Raw genomic sequence first — 17,578 nt, 5'->3', positions numbered from 1 at the left:
AATTGTTATATTTTGCCAACTAACTTTAGAGGCTATGCGTTTCGACAAATGTAGACGTTTTATCTACAAAACTATTTATTGGATTCTCTGGTAAACTTATAGCATTAAGTTATGCAGGAGAAAATTTTGATAAATCCAACGCCAGAACAACAAGCCGTCATTGACTGGCAGGGCGAGAAGCTTGTGGTTAATGCTTTTGCCGGAACAGGGAAAACCTCAACGTTAGTGAAATATGCCGAAAAGCATCCCGAACTCCGGATGCTCTACATTGCGTTTAATCGCTCAGTGAGGGAAGAGGCAGACGAGAAATTTCCCGCCAATGTGCTTTGTAAAACTTCTCATCAACTGGCATGGCCTTCCTTTGGAAGAAATTACGCTCATCGATTAACAAATTCTCTGCGGCTTTTTGATATTGCTAATGCCACTCAGAGCGATGACTGGCTATACGTAAAAGCGATTCAGGACACCTTAAAGAACTTTATGTGCAGCGTGGATAATCAGATTATGTTACGCCACTGTCCCTCAATATTGATGGGGGAAGTTAAAAAATCATTTACCGCTAATGATGTTGTCATCCAGAGTGAACGGCTCTGGCATCGAATGATTGACCTTGCTGATAATTTCCCTGTTATTCATGATATGTATTTAAAACTGTACCAACTCTCCCAACCTAACCTTTCCCCTCGTTTTGACGTTATTTTGTTTGATGAAGCGCAGGACGCTAATCCGGTTACTCACGATATTGTTTTTCGTCAAACCACGAAGTTAGTGATGGTGGGTGATGCCCATCAACAGATTTATCGTTTTCGAGGGGCGGTCGATGCGTTAAAAGCCCCTTTGCTTAGTGATGCTGACCGTCTCTGGTTAACCCATAGCTTTCGCTTTGGTGCCTGTATCGCGGATATGGCGAATGCATTACTAGCCATGAACGGTGAAACGCATCAGGTGGTTGGCAGAGGTGAAAAAGATGACATTCTTATTGATGTCCCTAAGAAAGGCTTTCCTCACCGCGCCATACTCAGTCGAACGGTAGCAGGGGTGATTGGTTCAGCGCTGGAAGCCAGTAACAAAAAAGCGACTATCTACTGGGTCAATGGGATAGAGGCTTATCGTATCGATGAATTGATTAACCTTCACTGGTTTTCACTCGGCAAGCGAAAAAAGATGAGTCACCAACGGCTTTACACCGAATATCGTAATTATGCGAATTATAAGCAGATGGCCAATGCCAGTGGTGACCAGGAAATGTTGCAATCTATCAAAATCATCGAAAAATTTACGCCATTACCGAAGAAAGTGGATGTTTTACGTAAACGAACGGTAGATACTGAAGACGAAGCCAGCATTACTGTTACCACTGCCCACCGAGCAAAGGGATTAGAGTGGGATATCGTCGAAATCAATAATGACTTTCCGAATAATCTTTTTGACCCTGAAATGGACAAAGCAGCCTCTAGAGATGAAGTGAATTTACTGTATGTTTCCGCGACCAGAGCGAAGAAGACACTTATCATCAATAAATTGTTGGTAAATATTCTAGCCAACGTTGCTGAGAATGAAAAAACGGCACAGGATTAATTCAGAAATGCCTCTAGAAACGCTTGTAATCGATTTTGAGAGGTTTTCTTGTGATTAGCCATGAAAAGAGCTAGTAACAAAAAATAGACGCACCTGAGAAGAATAGGGTGCGTTTTTCTATGGCTGGATTATGATGTATGAAATGTAATGAATAAATAGCGTATTTAATATAGCGGGTTTGTTTGCCATAATTCAATCTGACGCGAGCAATTACTGAAGATATCGGATGAGTAAAAAATTCACCCCAACGCCCCATGATGCTATATTCAAGCAGTTTTTAAGTGAGAAAGAGACGGCAAAAGACTTCTTCGACATTTGGCTACCCGATGAGATTAAAGCGCTGTGTGACTTAGATAGCCTCAAAGTGGAATCTGGCTCTTTTATCGATAGTGAGATGAAAAATTACCAGAGTGATATTTTGTATTCAGTCAGAACCTCAAAGGGAAATGGATATATCTATGTTTTGATTGAGCACCAGTCCACCCCTGATAAGCTCATGGCATGGCGACTCATGCGCTATAGTATGGCTGCCATGCAAAAGCATTTAGAAGCCGGCAACAAACAATTACCGTTGGTATTTCCAATACTCTTTTACTGTGGTGAACAAAGTCCTTACCCCTATAGTACAGATTGGTTCGACTGCTTTAGTGGGCGGGATATTGCCGAAAAAATATATACCAAACCGTTTAGGCTCGTTGATGTCACCACGCTTGATGATGGCGAAATAATGCATCACAAACGAATAGCATTGCTAGAACTCATCCAGAAGCACATTCGTAGACGGGATATGACAGAGCTTATGAATGAAATTGTCACGCTGTTGTCGTATAATTATTATACCGATAATCAGGTTATTACACTGTTTAACTATCTCATTCAGGAAGGTAATGCTAAAAAACCGATGGAATTTATCACCGAGATAGCCAAACAATCAGAGAAACACGAAGGAGCACTTATGACTATTGCTCAAGCATTAAGACAAGAAGGCAAACTGGAAGGTTACCAATTAGGCAAAAATGATGGCGTTCAAGAGGGTGAAAAACAGGCTTCGATGAAGATAGCGCGCCAACTTCTTGAGAAAGGCGTAGAAAGAGATATCGTGAAACTATCAACGGGTTTGACTGATACTGAAATGAGCAACCTGTTTAAAGATTAAACCATGACAGAACGCCAGAAATTAAGCATCAGTCGTCCTGGAAAGGCTTCACAAGAAGAGCAGCCCCAAAGTAACTCAGTTTACGGTAAAAAGGTCTGGGTGAATGCTACGCCCAAAAAACAGGCAAAAAAGCCTCATCCTCCCAAAGTAGCAAAACAGCACCCCAAAAAGGTGGTTGAAAAACCTAAACAGGAAGTGAAGGTTAAAATTCCAAAACCACTGACACCGCCTAAAAAGCGATTGCCGTTAGAAGAAGCGATTTCCCAGATAACCACTTTTTGGCCTAGTCTATTTCCTGATGGCAAGTTATGCCCAATGAAAATTGGTATACAACAAGATATGTGGCAAGAAGTGAAAGAAAAGGGCTTACCAATAGCCAGAAGGCGTTTGAGAGCCTGTTTAGGGAGTATTGAGCATCATACTGATTATCGCGCACTTATCCAGTTAGGGGCGTTTCGTTATGACAAAGACGGTCAGATAGCCGGAGAGGTCACCCAAGCCGATGTTGAGGATAATCTAAAGCGTCTGGACAGACTTAATAAATCGCCTAAACAACCTGTTGATGGTTATGTTAGTTTGGCGTTGGGAAAATGATGCTCGCTGGTATGAAGCGGAACTCTGTTATGATTTATTTGGTGATTTATTGCTTATTCAGCGTTGGGGCGGATTGGGTAATCGACTTAATGGACAAAATACGAAAGTCGTTTCTGATTTACTGACCGGAGTTGCACAGCTCCACGTGATTGATAGGCAGCGCCGGAAAAGAAAAAATCCTTATCATCGGGTAGAATAACCTAATATCTATTTCCTTTTTAATTTTACTTAATGTTTTTATAATCGATGACCAAACAAGAGTTAACAGCCCTGAATATGGCGGGTTTTATCAAAAGCCAGACATTAATACTCTTAGATAAGCTCAATCAACTTAATCTGGATGATTGTGCAGATGAGTGCGAAGAATTGCACGACATGGCAGAAGCACTTTATCTTAATTTGAAGAGAACACTGGAAAGATAATTACTCACTCCTATTTTTTGCACAGAAAAACAAACAAAAGATTGTAATTACTCATAAAAATAAGGATGTCGCCGCTAATGGCGGCTCCGCTTATGTTTCCCTACGGGATGTCAGAAGCATAGTGAAAAAAAGCGTATCGCTTAAATAAATTGAATTCCGCCTGTAAATCAGATTTATCCATCGCATTAATTTAAAATTTGAAGGATTTCCCTTACTGCCCGATGCCAGCTTGCCATACGCCCATTTTTAGGGGACGGCAAGCCTTAAAGTGGCTTTCGCGGCATATCCTCGCCATACATGGCTCCGGTATTCCACGTTCCACTTGACCCCAAATGGTCAATGGCTTCGTGACATCGGGCAGTAAGGGAACGGTGACACGGGGTCACCTCCTGCTGTCCATGGTTAGGAAATTGAATCGCTTTTAAAGTGAGTAGCAAAAGCCATCCCTTATTGCAAAAAGGAGATGGGGATCGATTTATTGTGTTTAGTGCCAGTTAACATTTCCTCAGAGAGTGTAATTTCTAACCTGATTTCCTTATTTTAGACACATTGATCCTGCGTTTAGCTGCGTAACCATCGCTTTTTCTCCAGGTTATGCAGTCTTTCTGACAACAATTCCGTTGCTTTTTTACCCATTTGCGCCCCGGTGAAAAGCAGCCTGTCGCCACACAGAATACATTTGTACGGATCGGTACGCAGAAATCCTTTCATCAGCACAGAAAAACCTGGGTTCTCCGGTTTTTTACGTGCCGTCATCTCAAGTGCCTTATACACTTTCGGCAATAGTTTTCCCCGTTTACGATTCGACAAAAAACCAGAGTAACGCACCATTTTAAAATGCCTGGCCGGAATATGGCTTATATAGCGTCTAATCATCTCTTCCTGCGGCAGAGTCTGCTGCCGATGCTGGCCAGTTCGGTGGTCATGGTAGTGATGAACAACGGCACCCCCTCGGTAATGCCGCAGTTTTGACGCAGATACCGGTGGGCGTTTAAGGTAGCGACCGAGGTACTTAACACTATGCCATGCCCCTTTCGTTTTTTTAGCAAAGTGCACTTTCCAATAACGTCCGTACTGCGCCCTCAAGTAACGCCGCCAATGTTTTTTGTCACGGATATGGCCAAGACCGGGAAGAAGGCCAGGGTTAATTAAATCATAACTGTGACGCAGTAGTCGGATAACAGCCCCTCGCCAGATTTCTTCGACATCCTTTTTTTTGAAAAACAGCTTTCGCCATACACTATGTTTACTATCCAAACCCCCTCGAGTGACGGAAACATGAACATGCGGATGTTGATTGAGTTGCCGGCCATAAGTATGCAAGGCACAGAAAATACCAATTTCGATACCCTGTTTGCGAGCCAACTGCAGCATAGCTCGAGTGGCTGCCCGAAACAGAGCATTAAGTAGCGGCCAGTTATTGTTAAAAAAAGGCCAAAGGAGATGTGGCATGGTGAAAGTAATGTGTTGCCAGTCGCAGTCGGGTAAAATATGAACCTGCTGTGCTAACCACTGCTCGGTGGCTTTAAAGCCACATGAACTGCAGGCTTTTGACTTACAGCTTTGGCAGAAAAAACGGCTGTGAGAACAATCAGACGAAGCGCAACAATAGCGCCGGACACCCATGGCACAAGTGCCGCAGGCAAGCATGCGCTCCACAGATAAACTCGTCCACGAACTAACGCTATCGCCGTATTTTTCGAGGAATTTATTCCAACCGTCATCAATGGTGAAAAGTAGTTTAGCAGGACGAGGGATATACATCTGACTCAATTACCTTATGGGCATCTTGCCAAAGAAACAGAAATTGTCAGATTCGTCAGCCCAGTTATCGGTGTGTTTATCCCAGGGTTCAAAGGAAACAGGGATTATTCCTAGCTCCGTATAGGTGATGAATTCATCGGCAGGCAGACTTTCAGTTATTACCCCCTCAGTGTAGTCGTATCCAGCGTCATCGGCTTGGTCTTGGCGTTGTTCAAAACCCCTGATAATCGTGACTAGCGGCGGGTAATACTGCGTGTCGAGAAAAAATTGGGGGCCGAGTCGGACGCAGTGGCGTATGGCTTCTTTTAGGGTGTCATAAAAAAATTCAGGCGGTCTGTCATCATCATTTTCGGGTGGGAGAGAGAGCATAAAACGTTTCGGATAAACAGGCGCTGTGGCACGTGAAGTGACGGGCAGCCTGCCTGATTTAACCGGTTTACGCTTTCTGGGAGATTTATTGCGAGCCATCGAGATGAATCCCTGAAAAAAATTAACCTACTGCAGAGTATAAAACAGTACTCAACTCATTAACATCCCCGAAGCAGCACCGCTGCGCCGCTCACGCGTAGCGTGCTACGTTCATGGTTAGGAAATTGAATCGCTTTTAAAGTGAGTAGCAAAAGCCATCCCTTATTGCAAAAAGGAGATGGGGATCGATTTATTGTGTTTAGTGCCAGTTAACATTTCCTCAGAGAGTGTAATTTCTAACCTGATTTCCTTATTTTAGACACATTGATCCTGCGTTTAGCTGCGTAACCATCGCTTTTTCTCCAGGTTATGCAGTCTTTCTGACAACAATTCCGTTGCTTTTTTACCCATTTGCGCCCCGGTGAAAAGCAGCCTGTCGCCACACAGAATACATTTGTACGGATCGGTACGCAGAAATCCTTTCATCAGCACAGAAAAACCTGGGTTCTCCGGTTTTTTACGTGCCGTCATCTCAAGTGCCTTATACACTTTCGGCAATAGTTTTCCCCGTTTACGATTCGACAAAAAACCAGAGTAACGCACCATTTTAAAATGCCTGGCCGGAATATGGCTTATATAGCGTCTAATCATCTCTTCCTGCGGCAGAGTCTGCTGCCGATGCTGGCCAGTTCGGTGGTCATGGTAGTGATGAACAACGGCACCCCCTCGGTAATGCCGCAGTTTTGACGCAGATACCGGTGGGCGTTTAAGGTAGCGACCGAGGTACTTAACACTATGCCATGCCCCTTTCGTTTTTTTAGCAAAGTGCACTTTCCAATAACGTCCGTACTGCGCCCTCAAGTAACGCCGCCAATGTTTTTTGTCACGGATATGGCCAAGACCGGGAAGAAGGCCAGGGTTAATTAAATCATAACTGTGACGCAGTAGTCGGATAACAGCCCCTCGCCAGATTTCTTCGACATCCTTTTTTTTGAAAAACAGCTTTCGCCATACACTATGTTTACTATCCAAACCCCCTCGAGTGACGGAAACATGAACATGCGGATGTTGATTGAGTTGCCGGCCATAAGTATGCAAGGCACAGAAAATACCAATTTCGATACCCTGTTTGCGAGCCAACTGCAGCATAGCTCGAGTGGCTGCCCGAAACAGAGCATTAAGTAGCGGCCAGTTATTGTTAAAAAAAGGCCAAAGGAGATGTGGCATGGTGAAAGTAATGTGTTGCCAGTCGCAGTCGGGTAAAATATGAACCTGCTGTGCTAACCACTGCTCGGTGGCTTTAAAGCCACATGAACTGCAGGCTTTTGACTTACAGCTTTGGCAGAAAAAACGGCTGTGAGAACAATCAGACGAAGCGCAACAATAGCGCCGGACACCCATGGCACAAGTGCCGCAGGCAAGCATGCGCTCCACAGATAAACTCGTCCACGAACTAACGCTATCGCCGTATTTTTCGAGGAATTTATTCCAACCGTCATCAATGGTGAAAAGTAGTTTAGCAGGACGAGGGATATACATCTGACTCAATTACCTTATGGGCATCTTGCCAAAGAAACAGAAATTGTCAGATTCGTCAGCCCAGTTATCGGTGTGTTTATCCCAGGGTTCAAAGGAAACAGGGATTATTCCTAGCTCCGTATAGGTAATGAATTCATCGGCAGGCAGACTTTCAGTTATTCCCCCTCAGTGTAGTCGTATCCAGCGTCATCGGCTTGGTCTTGGCGTTGTTCAAAACCCCTGATAATCGTGACTAGCGGCGGGTAATACTGCGTGTCGAGAAAAAATTGGGGGCCGAGTCGGACGCAGTGGCGTATGGCTTCTTTTAGGGTGTCATAAAAAAATTCAGGCGGTCTGTCATCATCATTTTCGGGTGGGAGAGAGATCATAAAACGTTTCGGATAAACAGGCGCTGTGGCACGTGAAGTGACGGGCAGCCTGCCTGATTTAACCGGTTTACGCTTTCTGGGAGATTTATTGCGAGCCATCGAGATGAATCCCTGAAAAAAATTAACCTACTGCAGAGTATAAAACAGTACTCAACTCATTAACATCCCCGAAGCAGCACCGCTGCGCCGCTCACGCGTAGCGTGCTACGTTCATGGTTAGGAAATTGAATCGCTTTTAAAGTGAGTAGCAAAAGCCATCCCTTATTGCAAAAAGGAGATGGGGATCGATTTATTGTGTTTAGTGCCAGTTAACATTTCCTCAGAGAGTGTAATTTCTAACCTGATTTCCTTATTTTAGACACATTGATCCTGCGTTTAGCTGCGTAACCATCGCTTTTTCTCCAGGTTATGCAGTCTTTCTGACAACAATTCCGTTGCTTTTTTACCCATTTGCGCCCCGGTGAAAAGCAGCCTGTCGCCACACAGAATACATTTGTACGGATCGGTACGCAGAAATCCTTTCATCAGCACAGAAAAACCTGGGTTCTCCGGTTTTTTACGTGCCGTCATCTCAAGTGCCTTATACACTTTCGGCAATAGTTTTCCCCGTTTACGATTCGACAAAAAACCAGAGTAACGCACCATTTTAAAATGCCTGGCCGGAATATGGCTTATATAGCGTCTAATCATCTCTTCCTGCGGCAGAGTCTGCTGCCGATGCTGGCCAGTTCGGTGGTCATGGTAGTGATGAACAACGGCACCCCCTCGGTAATGCCGCAGTTTTGACGCAGATACCGGTGGGCGTTTAAGGTAGCGACCGAGGTACTTAACACTATGCCATGCCCCTTTCGTTTTTTTAGCAAAGTGCACTTTCCAATAACGTCCGTACTGCGCCCTCAAGTAACGCCGCCAATGTTTTTTGTCACGGATATGGCCAAGACCGGGAAGAAGGCCAGGGTTAATTAAATCATAACTGTGACGCAGTAGTCGGATAACAGCCCCTCGCCAGATTTCTTCGACATCCTTTTTTTTGAAAAACAGCTTTCGCCATACACTATGTTTACTATCCAAACCCCCTCGAGTGACGGAAACATGAACATGCGGATGTTGATTGAGTTGCCGGCCATAAGTATGCAAGGCACAGAAAATACCAATTTCGATACCCTGTTTGCGAGCCAACTGCAGCATAGCTCGAGTGGCTGCCCGAAACAGAGCATTAAGTAGCGGCCAGTTATTGTTAAAAAAAGGCCAAAGGAGATGTGGCATGGTGAAAGTAATGTGTTGCCAGTCGCAGTCGGGTAAAATATGAACCTGCTGTGCTAACCACTGCTCGGTGGCTTTAAAGCCACATGAACTGCAGGCTTTTGACTTACAGCTTTGGCAGAAAAAACGGCTGTGAGAACAATCAGACGAAGCGCAACAATAGCGCCGGACACCCATGGCACAAGTGCCGCAGGCAAGCATGCGCTCCACAGATAAACTCGTCCACGAACTAACGCTATCGCCGTATTTTTCGAGGAATTTATTCCAACCGTCATCAATGGTGAAAAGTAGTTTAGCAGGACGAGGGATATACATCTGACTCAATTACCTTATGGGCATCTTGCCAAAGAAACAGAAATTGCCAGATTCGTCAGCCCAGTTATCGGTGTGTTTATCCCAGGGTTCAAAGGAAACAGGGATTATTCCTAGCTCCGTATAGGTGATGAATTCATCGGCAGGCAGACTTTCAGTTATTCCCCCCTCAGTGTAGTCGTATCCAGCGTCATCGGCTTGGTCTTGGCGTTGTTTAAAACCCCTGATAATCGTGACTAGCGGCGGGTAATACTGCGTGTCGAGAAAAAATTGGGGGCCGAGTCGGAGGCAGTGGCGTATGGCTTCTTTTAGGGTGTCATAAAAAAATTCAGGCGGTCTGTCATCATCATTTTCGGGTGGGAGAGAGAGCATAAAACGTTTCGGATAAACAGGCGCTGTGGCACGTGAAGTGACGGGCAGCCTGCCTGATTTAACCGGTTTACGCTTTCTGGGAGATTTATTGCGAGCCATCGAGATGAATCCCTGAAAAAAATTAACCTACTGCAGAGTATAAAACAGTACTCAACTCATTAACATCCCCGAAGCAGCACCGCTGCGCCGCTCACGCGTAGCGTGCTACGTTCATGGTTAGGAAATTGAATCGCTTTTAAAGTGAGTAGCAAAAGCCATCCCTTATTGCAAAAAGGAGATGGGGATCGATTTATTGTGTTTAGTGCCAGTTAACATTTCCTCAGAGAGTGTAATTTCTAACCTGATTTCCTTATTTTAGACACATTGATCCTGCGTTTAGCTGCGTAACCATCGCTTTTTCTCCAGGTTATGCAGTCTTTCTGACAACAATTCCGTTGCTTTTTTACCCATTTGCGCCCCGGTGAAAAGCAGCCTGTCGCCACACAGAATACATTTGTACGGATCGGTACGCAGAAATCCTTTCATCAGCACAGAAAAACCTGGGTTCTCCGGTTTTTTACGTGCCGTCATCTCAAGTGCCTTATACACTTTCGGCAATAGTTTTCCTCGTTTACGATTCGACAAAAAACCAGAGTAACGCACCATTTTAAAATGCCTGGCCGGAATATGGCTTATATAGCGTCTAATCATCTCTTCCTGCGGCAGAGTCTGCTGCCGATGCTGGCCAGTTCGGTGGTCATGGTAGTGATGAACAACGGCACCCCCTCGGTAATGCCGCAGTTTTGACGCAGATACCGGTGGGCGTTTAAGGTAGCGACCGAGGTACTTAACACTATGCCATGCCCCTTTCGTTTTTTTAGCAAAGTGCACTTTCCAATAACGTCCGTACTGCGCCCTCAAGTAACGCCGCCAATGTTTTTTGTCACGGATATGGCCAAGACCGGGAAGAAGGCCAGGGTTAATTAAATCATAACTGTGACGCAGTAGTCGGATAACAGCCCCTCGCCAGATTTCTTCGACATCCTTTTTTTTGAAAAACAGCTTTCGCCATACACTATGTTTACTATCCAAACCCCCTCGAGTGACGGAAACATGAACATGCGGATGTTGATTGAGTTGCCGGCCATAAGTATGCAAGGCACAGAAAATACCAATTTCGATACCCTGTTTGCGAGCCAACTGCAGCATAGCTCGAGTGGCTGCCCGAAACAGAGCATTAAGTAGCGGCCAGTTATTGTTAAAAAAAGGCCAAAGGAGATGTGGCATGGTGAAAGTAATGTGTTGCCAGTCGCAGTCGGGTAAAATATGAACCTGCTGTGCTAACCACTGCTCGGTGGCTTTAAAGCCACATGAACTGCAGGCTTTTGACTTACAGCTTTGGCAGAAAAAACGGCTGTGAGAACAATCAGACGAAGCGCAACAATAGCGCCGGACACCCATGGCACAAGTGCCGCAGGCAAGCATGCGCTCCACAGATAAACTCGTCCACGAACTAACGCTATCGCCGTATTTTTCGAGGAATTTATTCCAACCGTCATCAATGGTGAAAAGTAGTTTAGCAGGACGAGGGATATACATCTGACTCAATTACCTTATGGGCATCTTGCCAAAGAAACAGAAATTGCCAGATTCGTCAGCCCAGTTATCGGTGTGTTTATCCCAGGGTTCAAAGGAAACAGGGATTATTCCTAGCTCCGTATAGGTGATGAATTCATCGGCAGGCAGACTTTCAGTTATTCCCCCCTCAGTGTAGTCGTATCCAGCGTCATCGGCTTGGTCTTGGCGTTGTTTAAAACCCCTGATAATCGTGACTAGCGGCGGGTAATACTGCGTGTCGAGAAAAAATTGGGGGCCGAGTCGGAGGCAGTGGCGTATGGCTTCTTTTAGGGTGTCATAAAAAAATTCAGGCGGTCTGTCATCATCATTTTCGGGTGGGAGAGAGAGCATAAAACGTTTCGGATAAACAGGCGCTGTGGCACGTGAAGTGACGGGCAGCCTGCCTGATTTAACCGGTTTACGCTTTCTGGGAGATTTATTGCGAGCCATCGAGATGAATCCCTGAAAAAAATTAACCTACTGCAGAGTATAAAACAGTACTTAACTCATTAACATCCCCGAAGCAGCACCGCTGCGCCGCTCACGCGTAGCGTGCTACGTTCTTTGATAATGAACGAGCAGAATCGTGGCAGCAAGGTTTAAGAGAAGCTTTCGACTACTTTGGTGGTGTACCACAGGAAGTATTGTGTGATAACGCAAAATCCCTCATCATCGAACGGGATGCTTATGCAGAAGGTGATCATAAATTACATGTCGAAATGCTTCAAATGTCGAAAGATTACGGGTTTAAATTGAAGGCTTGCAAGCCCTACAGGGCAAAAACGAAAGGGAAAGTAGAGCGCTTTAACCACTATTTAAAAAACAGCTTTATCGTGCCATTAAACACCGACCTTCGTGCTCATAATCTTGAACTGGATATTGAAATAGCTAATGCAAAAGTGGGTCCATGGTTACAACGCGTTGCCCATCAGCGAATTCATGGAACAACGTTAGAGAAGCCAGCAGATAGATTAGCTAAGGAAGTTAAGTATCTTCTACCCTTACCAGCAAGGGTTTGCCAATCTATCCCACAGACTAATACGCTTAATATCCCTATCGTACCGCCCCTTGAATCTGTCAGTTTGCAACACTCAATCAGCGTATACGAAGCATTACTGGGAGGTGAACATGTTATTGCATGAACAAATTGAACACCTGTGTGAGTCATTGAAATTAAATTCTATTCCGACTCATTGGTCATCACTTGCCGAAAAATGCATTGCCCAAGACAAAAGCTACGGAGAGTTTTTACTGTCCCTGTTAAAATGTGAGCAACAACAACGAGATGAACGAACTCGTAATCTTTTGAGTCGGATGGCAGGATTCCCAGCACATAAAGAACTTAATACGTTCGATTTTAAGTTTGCAACGGGGATCCCCAAACAACACATACAGGAATTAAGCGCATTAACGTTTATTGAACGTAATGAAAATGTCGTGTTGCTTGGCCCAAGCGGTGTAGGCAAAACGCATTTAGCTATTGGGTTAGGATTAAAAGCAGTACAGGCCAAGAAGAAAACCCGCTTTACCACGGCAGCTGAACTGATGTTGCAACTCTCAACTGCCAAACGACAAAATAAGCTCAAACAATATCTATCACGTTCGGTGATGGCCCCGAAGTTGTTGATTATCGATGAGATTGGATACCTGCCGTTTGGGCGAGAAGAAGCAAACCTGTTTTTCAATGTGATTGCCAAGCGTTATGAGCATGGCAGTGTCATATTGACGAGTAACCTATCATTTGGGCAATGGCCAAGTGCTTTTGCTGATGACGCAACATTAACTGCCGCTATGCTTGATCGTTTACTTCATCATTCGCATGTACTGCAATTAAGCGGTGAAAGCTACCGATTGAAAGATAAGCGGCGCTCAGGAGCAATAACTGAGTAAAACAGTGGATCAATTTTGATTGATCGGATTTAGATAAAAAGTGGATCAGTTTTCGGTGATCGTTGACACCCATCAACAGATTTATCGTTTTCGAGGGGCGGTCGATGCGTTAAAAGCCCCTTTGCTTAGTGATGCTGACCGACTCTGGTTAACGCATAGCTTTCGCTTTGGTGCCTGTATCGCGGATATGGCGAATGCATTACTAGCCATGAACGGTGAAACGCATCAGGTGGTTGGCAGAGGTGAAAAAGATGACATTCTTATTGATGTTCCTAAGCAAGGTTTTCGTCACCGCGCCATCCTCAGTCGAACGATAGCCGGCGTAATTGGTTCAGCGCTGGAAGCCAGTAGCAAAAAAGCAACTATCTACTGGGTCAACGGGATAGAGGCTTATCGTATCGATGAATTAATTAACCTTCACTGGTTTTCACTCGGCAAGCGAAAAAAGATGAGTCACCAACGACTTTACACAGAATATCATGATTATTCGAATTATAAGCGTATGGCGAATGCCAGTGGTGACCAGGAGATGTTGCAATCTATCAAAATCATCGAAAAATTCACGCCATTACCAAAAAAAGTCGATGTGTTACGTAAACGAACCGTAGATACTGAAGAGGAAGCCAGTATTACCGTTACCACTGCCCACCGCGCAAAGGGATTAGAGTGGGATATTGTCGAAATCAATAATGACTTTCCGAATAATCTTTTTGACCCTAAAATGGACAAAGCAGCTTTTAGAGATGAAGTGAATTTGCTGTATGTCTCGGTAACCCGAGCAAAAAAGACACTTATCATCAACAAATTGTTGGTAAATATTCTGGCTAACGTTGCTGAGAATAAAAAAATGGCAGAAGCTTAACTCAGGAATGCCTGTAAAACAGCCTGTAATCGATTGTGAGTTACCGTCTTTAAAGTCAACCTTAAAATCCATGAATTTAACGTCTAAGAATTTCAAAAATTTTTTAACAAAAAATTAACCTATTTATTCTGTAATTTTAGGTTAACTCCGCTTCCTCGTCCGTTCGCTTGCTCTCAGACTCCGATGAGCGGATAGAGTTAGCTTAGAGGATGGTTTGTCGATTAAAGCCAAAACTGAGTTTGCGTTATCATCTGTAAATCGATTTTAAGACACCTAGGAAGCCCGTAGCGCTATTTTCTCTATGTAAGACATGAAAACGTACCAACTAAAATTTAAAATGCCTTAAAATCGATTTTATGAAGCGAAAATTTGGCGGGCGTAGTTTTGGTCATAAGCTAGACCCGTCTTTAATACTCCATAGCACAAGTGAACTAATTTCCTCATTGCCGCACCTAGAGCGGACATTTTTGACTTACCTCTTGCTAATAGACGATCATACAATGACTTGATATGTGGGTTATGGCGTATTGCTGTTATGGCTGAGAAGTATAATTTTGCGCGAATTTGGGACGATCCTGTTTTGGATAAGTGAGCCCGACCGTTAACAGATGTGCCAGAACGCCGTTCTACAGGGACTAATCCCAGATAGGAGGCAACCTGTTCTGCACTAGTAAAGTCATGGCTCCTTAACACCATAAGCATGTTGGCACCTACCTGATTACCAATTGACTTGATTGATGTCAGCAATTCCATGTCTTGCTTTAATTTTGGATGATTATCAATATGATTAGAAATTTCAGATTCAATAGCCAGCAACTCTTTTTCTAATATTTTTATGCACTTAACAAGTGACTGTCTAACAATCTTTGGTGTAGACGTTGTTAACGTCTTTTCCTGACGGTTTTGTTCACGCAATAAATCAGCTAAAAGTGCCTCTCGACGGTTGATCAATGATTTCAATGCTCGAATTTCTGGCAATGGAGCTATCCATGCTGAAGGCTTTTTTAACTCCCCATAACACGCTAAAACGAAGGCATCGACTCTATCTGTTTTAGTTAAAATACCCATGCCTTTTGCAAATTCTCTTATACGATAAGGGTTTACGATGGAAATATGAATACCCATATCATAAAGTTCAATGCAGAGTTGTTCGTGATAAGTCCCTGTGGACTCAAGAGTAATCCTTACATCTTCGAGTAAACATTTTTGTTTTTTCAGCCACTCAATCAATGTCCTAGCTGAATGCTGATCATTTTTTATGACTTTAGTTTTTTGTTTTCCCTCAATAACTTTAGCTAACAGGCAGATATCTAACTTTTTTTTACTGACATCTATTCCGACTTGATACATGAGAATACTCCTTTCACATAATAAACCATCATGCCTATTCTGCTTGTACATACAGAGTCAATGCTCTTGGTAACCGTTCAATTTAAATGCTGGCATGAAAGGGGAAACAGAGGGCTTTAACTCAGAAACAAGGTTGTCCCATTAGCGATTTTACAAGCTCACTCTGTTTCATGCGATAGTAGCTAACTATCACAAAAAACAAGATACAAGCCATTTTCCTGTGATTAGCCAAAGGATTGCTAGTAACAAAAAATAAACGCCCCTGAGAAGATAGGGTGCGTTTTTGTATGGCTGGATTATGATGTCTGAAATGTAATGATTAAATAGCGTATTTAATATAGCGGGTTTGTTTGCCATAATTCAATCTGACGCGAGCAATTATTGAAGATATCGGATGAGTAAAAAATTCACCCCAACGCCACATGACGCGATATTCAAGCAGTTTTTAAGTGAGAAAGAGACGGCAAAAGATTTCTTTACTGTCTGGCTACCGGATGAGATTAAGTCGCTGTGTGACTTAGATAGCCTCAAAGTGGAATCTGGCTCTTTTATCGATAGTGAGATGAAAAATTACCAGAGTGATATCCTGTATTCAGTCAGCACCTCAAAGGGAAGTGGATATATTTATGTTTTGATTGAAGCACAATCTTCGCCTGATAAGCTCATTGCATGGCGACTGATGCGCTATAGCATGGGCGCGATGCAAAAACATTTAGACGCTGGCCACAAAAAGTTACCTTTAGTGTTTCCTATACTGTTTTACACAGGTGAAAAGAGTCCTTACCCCTATAGTACAGATTGGCTCGATTGCTTTAGTGGGCGGGATATTGCCGAAAAGATTTATACCAAACCGTTTAGGCTCGTCGACGTGACCACGCTTGATGACGGTGAAATTATGCAACACAAGCGAATAGCGCTACTAGAACTCATCCAGAAGCACATTCGCCGACGGGATATGACAGAGCTTATGAATGAAATTGTCACGCTGTTGTCGTATAATTATTATACCGATAATCAGGTCATTACACTGTTTAATTATCTCATCCAGGAAGGTAACGCCAAAAAGCCAATGGAATTTATCACTGAGATAGCCAAACAATCAGAGAAACATGAAGGAGCACTTATGACTATTGCTCAACAAATTGAAGAAATAGGTATTCAAAAAGGTATTCAAATTGGTGAACAAAAAGGCAAACTTGAAGGCGAAAAACAGGCTTCGATGAAGATAGCGCGCCAACTTCTTGAGAAAGGCGTAGAAAGAGATATCGTGAAACTATCAACAGGTCTCACTGATACTGAAATGAGCAACCTGTTTAAAGATTAAATTATGACCGAACGTCAGAAATTAACCCTCAATCGTCCTAGAAAGGCTTCACAGGAAGGGCAGACCTCAAATACCTCTGTTTACGGTAAAAAGGTCTGGGTCAATGCTGCGCCCAAAAAACAGGCAAAAAAACCGAAACCCCAAAAGGTAGTAAAACAACAGCCCAAGAAGCTGGTTGAAAAACCTAAACAGGAAGTGAAGGTTAAAACACCAAAACCACCAACACCGCCCAAAAAGCGATTGCCGTTAGATGAAGCTATTTCACAAATCAGCACGTTTTGGCCTTATCTTTTCCCTGAAGGCAAGTTATGCCCAATGAAAATTGGTATCCAGCAGGATATGTGGCAAGAAGTGAAGGAAAACGATTTCCCAATAGCCAGAAGGCGTTTAAGAGCGTGTTTAGGGAGTATTGGTCATCACGCTGATTATCGTGCACTTATCCAGTTAGGTGCTAATCGTTATGACAAATCCGGACAGATATCAGGAATTGTCACCCAAGCCGATGTTGAGGATAATCTGCAACGTTTAGCACGGCGAAATAAAAACAAATGAAAGAATCTGAATTAATTGCTCATGCTGAAAATGCCACTTTGTGGAAAAAATATCCGACACTAACAAATTGGGAAGTCCGTTTTTTAAATAATATCATCACTTCGTATCGGCAATGGAATAACATTTCACCGAAACAAAAAGCCGCCACATTTAAAATCCTCCAAAGAGTGTGCGAAATCAAATAGGGGTTTTACGCCATATCAAAACTGCAACAGGCGATTTTCAAA

The 17,578-nt window shown here is 43.6% G+C and carries 20 protein-coding genes; 11 read left to right on the top strand and 9 right to left on the bottom strand.

What is annotated here, in order from left to right; all coding sequences use genetic code 11:
* The first annotated feature begins 126 nt into the window (after window positions 1–126).
* The 5 genes from ArsFIN_RS23455 to ArsFIN_RS23435 all read left to right on the top strand — a co-directional run bounded on the left by ArsFIN_RS23455 (window position 127) and on the right by ArsFIN_RS23435 (window position 3,751).
* Window positions 127–1,578: a UvrD-helicase domain-containing protein gene (locus ArsFIN_RS23455; RefSeq protein WP_246067572.1), complete on the top strand. Its 1,452-nt coding sequence runs from the start codon at window positions 127–129 to the stop codon at window positions 1,576–1,578.
* 226 nt (window positions 1,579–1,804) lie between these two features.
* A complete protein-coding gene (locus ArsFIN_RS23450) occupies window positions 1,805–2,734 on the top strand; it encodes an Rpn family recombination-promoting nuclease/putative transposase (RefSeq protein WP_135678908.1) in 930 nt (309 codons plus the stop codon).
* A 3-nt stretch (window positions 2,735–2,737) separates the two neighbouring features.
* Window positions 2,738–3,328, top strand: coding sequence for a ProQ/FINO family protein (locus ArsFIN_RS23445; RefSeq protein ID WP_135678906.1), 591 nt, complete (start codon window positions 2,738–2,740; stop codon window positions 3,326–3,328).
* Window positions 3,303–3,527, top strand: a complete 225-nt coding sequence (locus ArsFIN_RS23440; RefSeq protein WP_135678470.1) for a hypothetical protein — start codon at window positions 3,303–3,305, stop codon at window positions 3,525–3,527. Before ArsFIN_RS23445 ends, ArsFIN_RS23440 begins: the two co-directional genes overlap by 26 nt.
* A 47-nt stretch (window positions 3,528–3,574) precedes the next feature.
* Window positions 3,575–3,751: a Rop family plasmid primer RNA-binding protein gene (locus ArsFIN_RS23435; protein WP_071846899.1), complete on the top strand. Its 177-nt coding sequence runs from the start codon at window positions 3,575–3,577 to the stop codon at window positions 3,749–3,751.
* Window positions 3,752–4,312: 561 nt separating this feature from the next.
* On the opposite strand, the gene ArsFIN_RS23430 is transcribed toward ArsFIN_RS23435, so the two are convergent.
* The 8 genes from ArsFIN_RS23430 to ArsFIN_RS23395 all read right to left on the bottom strand — a co-directional run bounded on the left by ArsFIN_RS23430 (window position 4,313) and on the right by ArsFIN_RS23395 (window position 11,823).
* Window positions 4,313–5,515 (bottom strand): IS91 family transposase, encoded by a 1,203-nt coding sequence (locus ArsFIN_RS23430; RefSeq protein ID WP_135678014.1) that lies wholly within the window; start codon window positions 5,513–5,515, stop codon window positions 4,313–4,315.
* 9 nt (window positions 5,516–5,524) lie between these two features.
* Window positions 5,525–5,983 (bottom strand): hypothetical protein, encoded by a 459-nt coding sequence (locus ArsFIN_RS23425; RefSeq protein ID WP_210409135.1) that lies wholly within the window; start codon window positions 5,981–5,983, stop codon window positions 5,525–5,527.
* Between the two features lie 276 nt (window positions 5,984–6,259).
* Entirely contained in the window at window positions 6,260–7,462 is a 1,203-nt protein-coding gene (locus ArsFIN_RS23420; protein WP_135678014.1) for an IS91 family transposase, read from the bottom strand.
* Between the two features lie 155 nt (window positions 7,463–7,617).
* On the bottom strand, window positions 7,618–7,929 hold the full coding sequence (locus tag ArsFIN_RS23415) for a hypothetical protein (RefSeq protein ID WP_210409134.1): 312 nt from the start codon (window positions 7,927–7,929) through the stop codon (window positions 7,618–7,620).
* A 276-nt stretch (window positions 7,930–8,205) separates the two neighbouring features.
* On the bottom strand, window positions 8,206–9,408 hold the full coding sequence (locus ArsFIN_RS23410) for an IS91 family transposase (protein WP_135678014.1): 1,203 nt from the start codon (window positions 9,406–9,408) through the stop codon (window positions 8,206–8,208).
* A 9-nt stretch (window positions 9,409–9,417) separates the two neighbouring features.
* Entirely contained in the window at window positions 9,418–9,876 is a 459-nt protein-coding gene (locus ArsFIN_RS23405) for a hypothetical protein (RefSeq protein WP_135678353.1), read from the bottom strand.
* 276 nt (window positions 9,877–10,152) lie between these two features.
* Window positions 10,153–11,355 (bottom strand): IS91 family transposase, encoded by a 1,203-nt coding sequence (locus tag ArsFIN_RS23400; RefSeq protein ID WP_135678014.1) that lies wholly within the window; start codon window positions 11,353–11,355, stop codon window positions 10,153–10,155.
* A gap of 9 nt (window positions 11,356–11,364) precedes the next feature.
* Complete coding sequence (locus ArsFIN_RS23395; protein ID WP_135678353.1) at window positions 11,365–11,823, bottom strand: hypothetical protein; 459 nt, start codon at window positions 11,821–11,823, stop codon at window positions 11,365–11,367.
* A 194-nt stretch (window positions 11,824–12,017) separates the two neighbouring features.
* On the opposite strand from ArsFIN_RS23395, the gene ArsFIN_RS23390 reads away from it, so the two are divergent.
* From ArsFIN_RS23390 to ArsFIN_RS23380, 3 genes are read left to right on the top strand one after another with little or no spacing between them, the layout of a single operon-like run.
* Window positions 12,018–12,515 carry a hypothetical protein gene (locus ArsFIN_RS23390; RefSeq protein WP_246067571.1) on the top strand — a complete coding sequence of 166 codons (498 nt, stop codon included), beginning with the start codon at window positions 12,018–12,020 and terminating at the stop codon, window positions 12,513–12,515.
* Window positions 12,502–13,263, top strand: coding sequence for an IS21-like element helper ATPase IstB (gene istB, locus ArsFIN_RS23385; protein ID WP_135677409.1), 762 nt, complete (start codon window positions 12,502–12,504; stop codon window positions 13,261–13,263). Before ArsFIN_RS23390 ends, istB begins: the two co-directional genes overlap by 14 nt.
* Before the next feature lie 55 nt (window positions 13,264–13,318).
* Window positions 13,319–14,125 (top strand): 3'-5' exonuclease, encoded by an 807-nt coding sequence (locus ArsFIN_RS23380; RefSeq protein ID WP_135678904.1) that lies wholly within the window; start codon window positions 13,319–13,321, stop codon window positions 14,123–14,125.
* Window positions 14,126–14,479: 354 nt separating this feature from the next.
* Here ArsFIN_RS23380 and ArsFIN_RS23375 read toward each other — a convergent pair whose 3' ends face one another.
* Entirely contained in the window at window positions 14,480–15,475 is a 996-nt protein-coding gene (locus ArsFIN_RS23375) for an IS110 family RNA-guided transposase (protein WP_135678901.1), read from the bottom strand.
* A 394-nt stretch (window positions 15,476–15,869) separates the two neighbouring features.
* Here ArsFIN_RS23375 and ArsFIN_RS23370 point away from each other — a divergent pair, with 394 nt between their 5' ends.
* Genes ArsFIN_RS23370 through ArsFIN_RS23360 form a run of 3 tightly spaced genes read left to right on the top strand, consistent with a single transcriptional unit; the run spans window position 15,870 to window position 17,536 of the window.
* A complete protein-coding gene (locus tag ArsFIN_RS23370) occupies window positions 15,870–16,799 on the top strand; it encodes an Rpn family recombination-promoting nuclease/putative transposase (RefSeq protein WP_135678899.1) in 930 nt (309 codons plus the stop codon).
* A gap of 3 nt (window positions 16,800–16,802) precedes the next feature.
* Window positions 16,803–17,351, top strand: coding sequence for a ProQ/FINO family protein (locus tag ArsFIN_RS23365; RefSeq protein WP_135678898.1), 549 nt, complete (start codon window positions 16,803–16,805; stop codon window positions 17,349–17,351).
* On the top strand, window positions 17,348–17,536 hold the full coding sequence (locus ArsFIN_RS23360) for a hypothetical protein (protein WP_026824291.1): 189 nt from the start codon (window positions 17,348–17,350) through the stop codon (window positions 17,534–17,536). Before ArsFIN_RS23365 ends, ArsFIN_RS23360 begins: the two co-directional genes overlap by 4 nt.
* Window positions 17,537–17,578: the final 42 nt, after the last annotated feature.

This window comes from Arsenophonus nasoniae (genome assembly GCF_004768525.1).
Taxonomy (GTDB): domain Bacteria; phylum Pseudomonadota; class Gammaproteobacteria; order Enterobacterales; family Enterobacteriaceae; genus Arsenophonus; species Arsenophonus nasoniae.
Note: the sequence above shows the minus strand (reverse complement) of the source record. Positions and strands in the feature narration are given on the sequence as shown.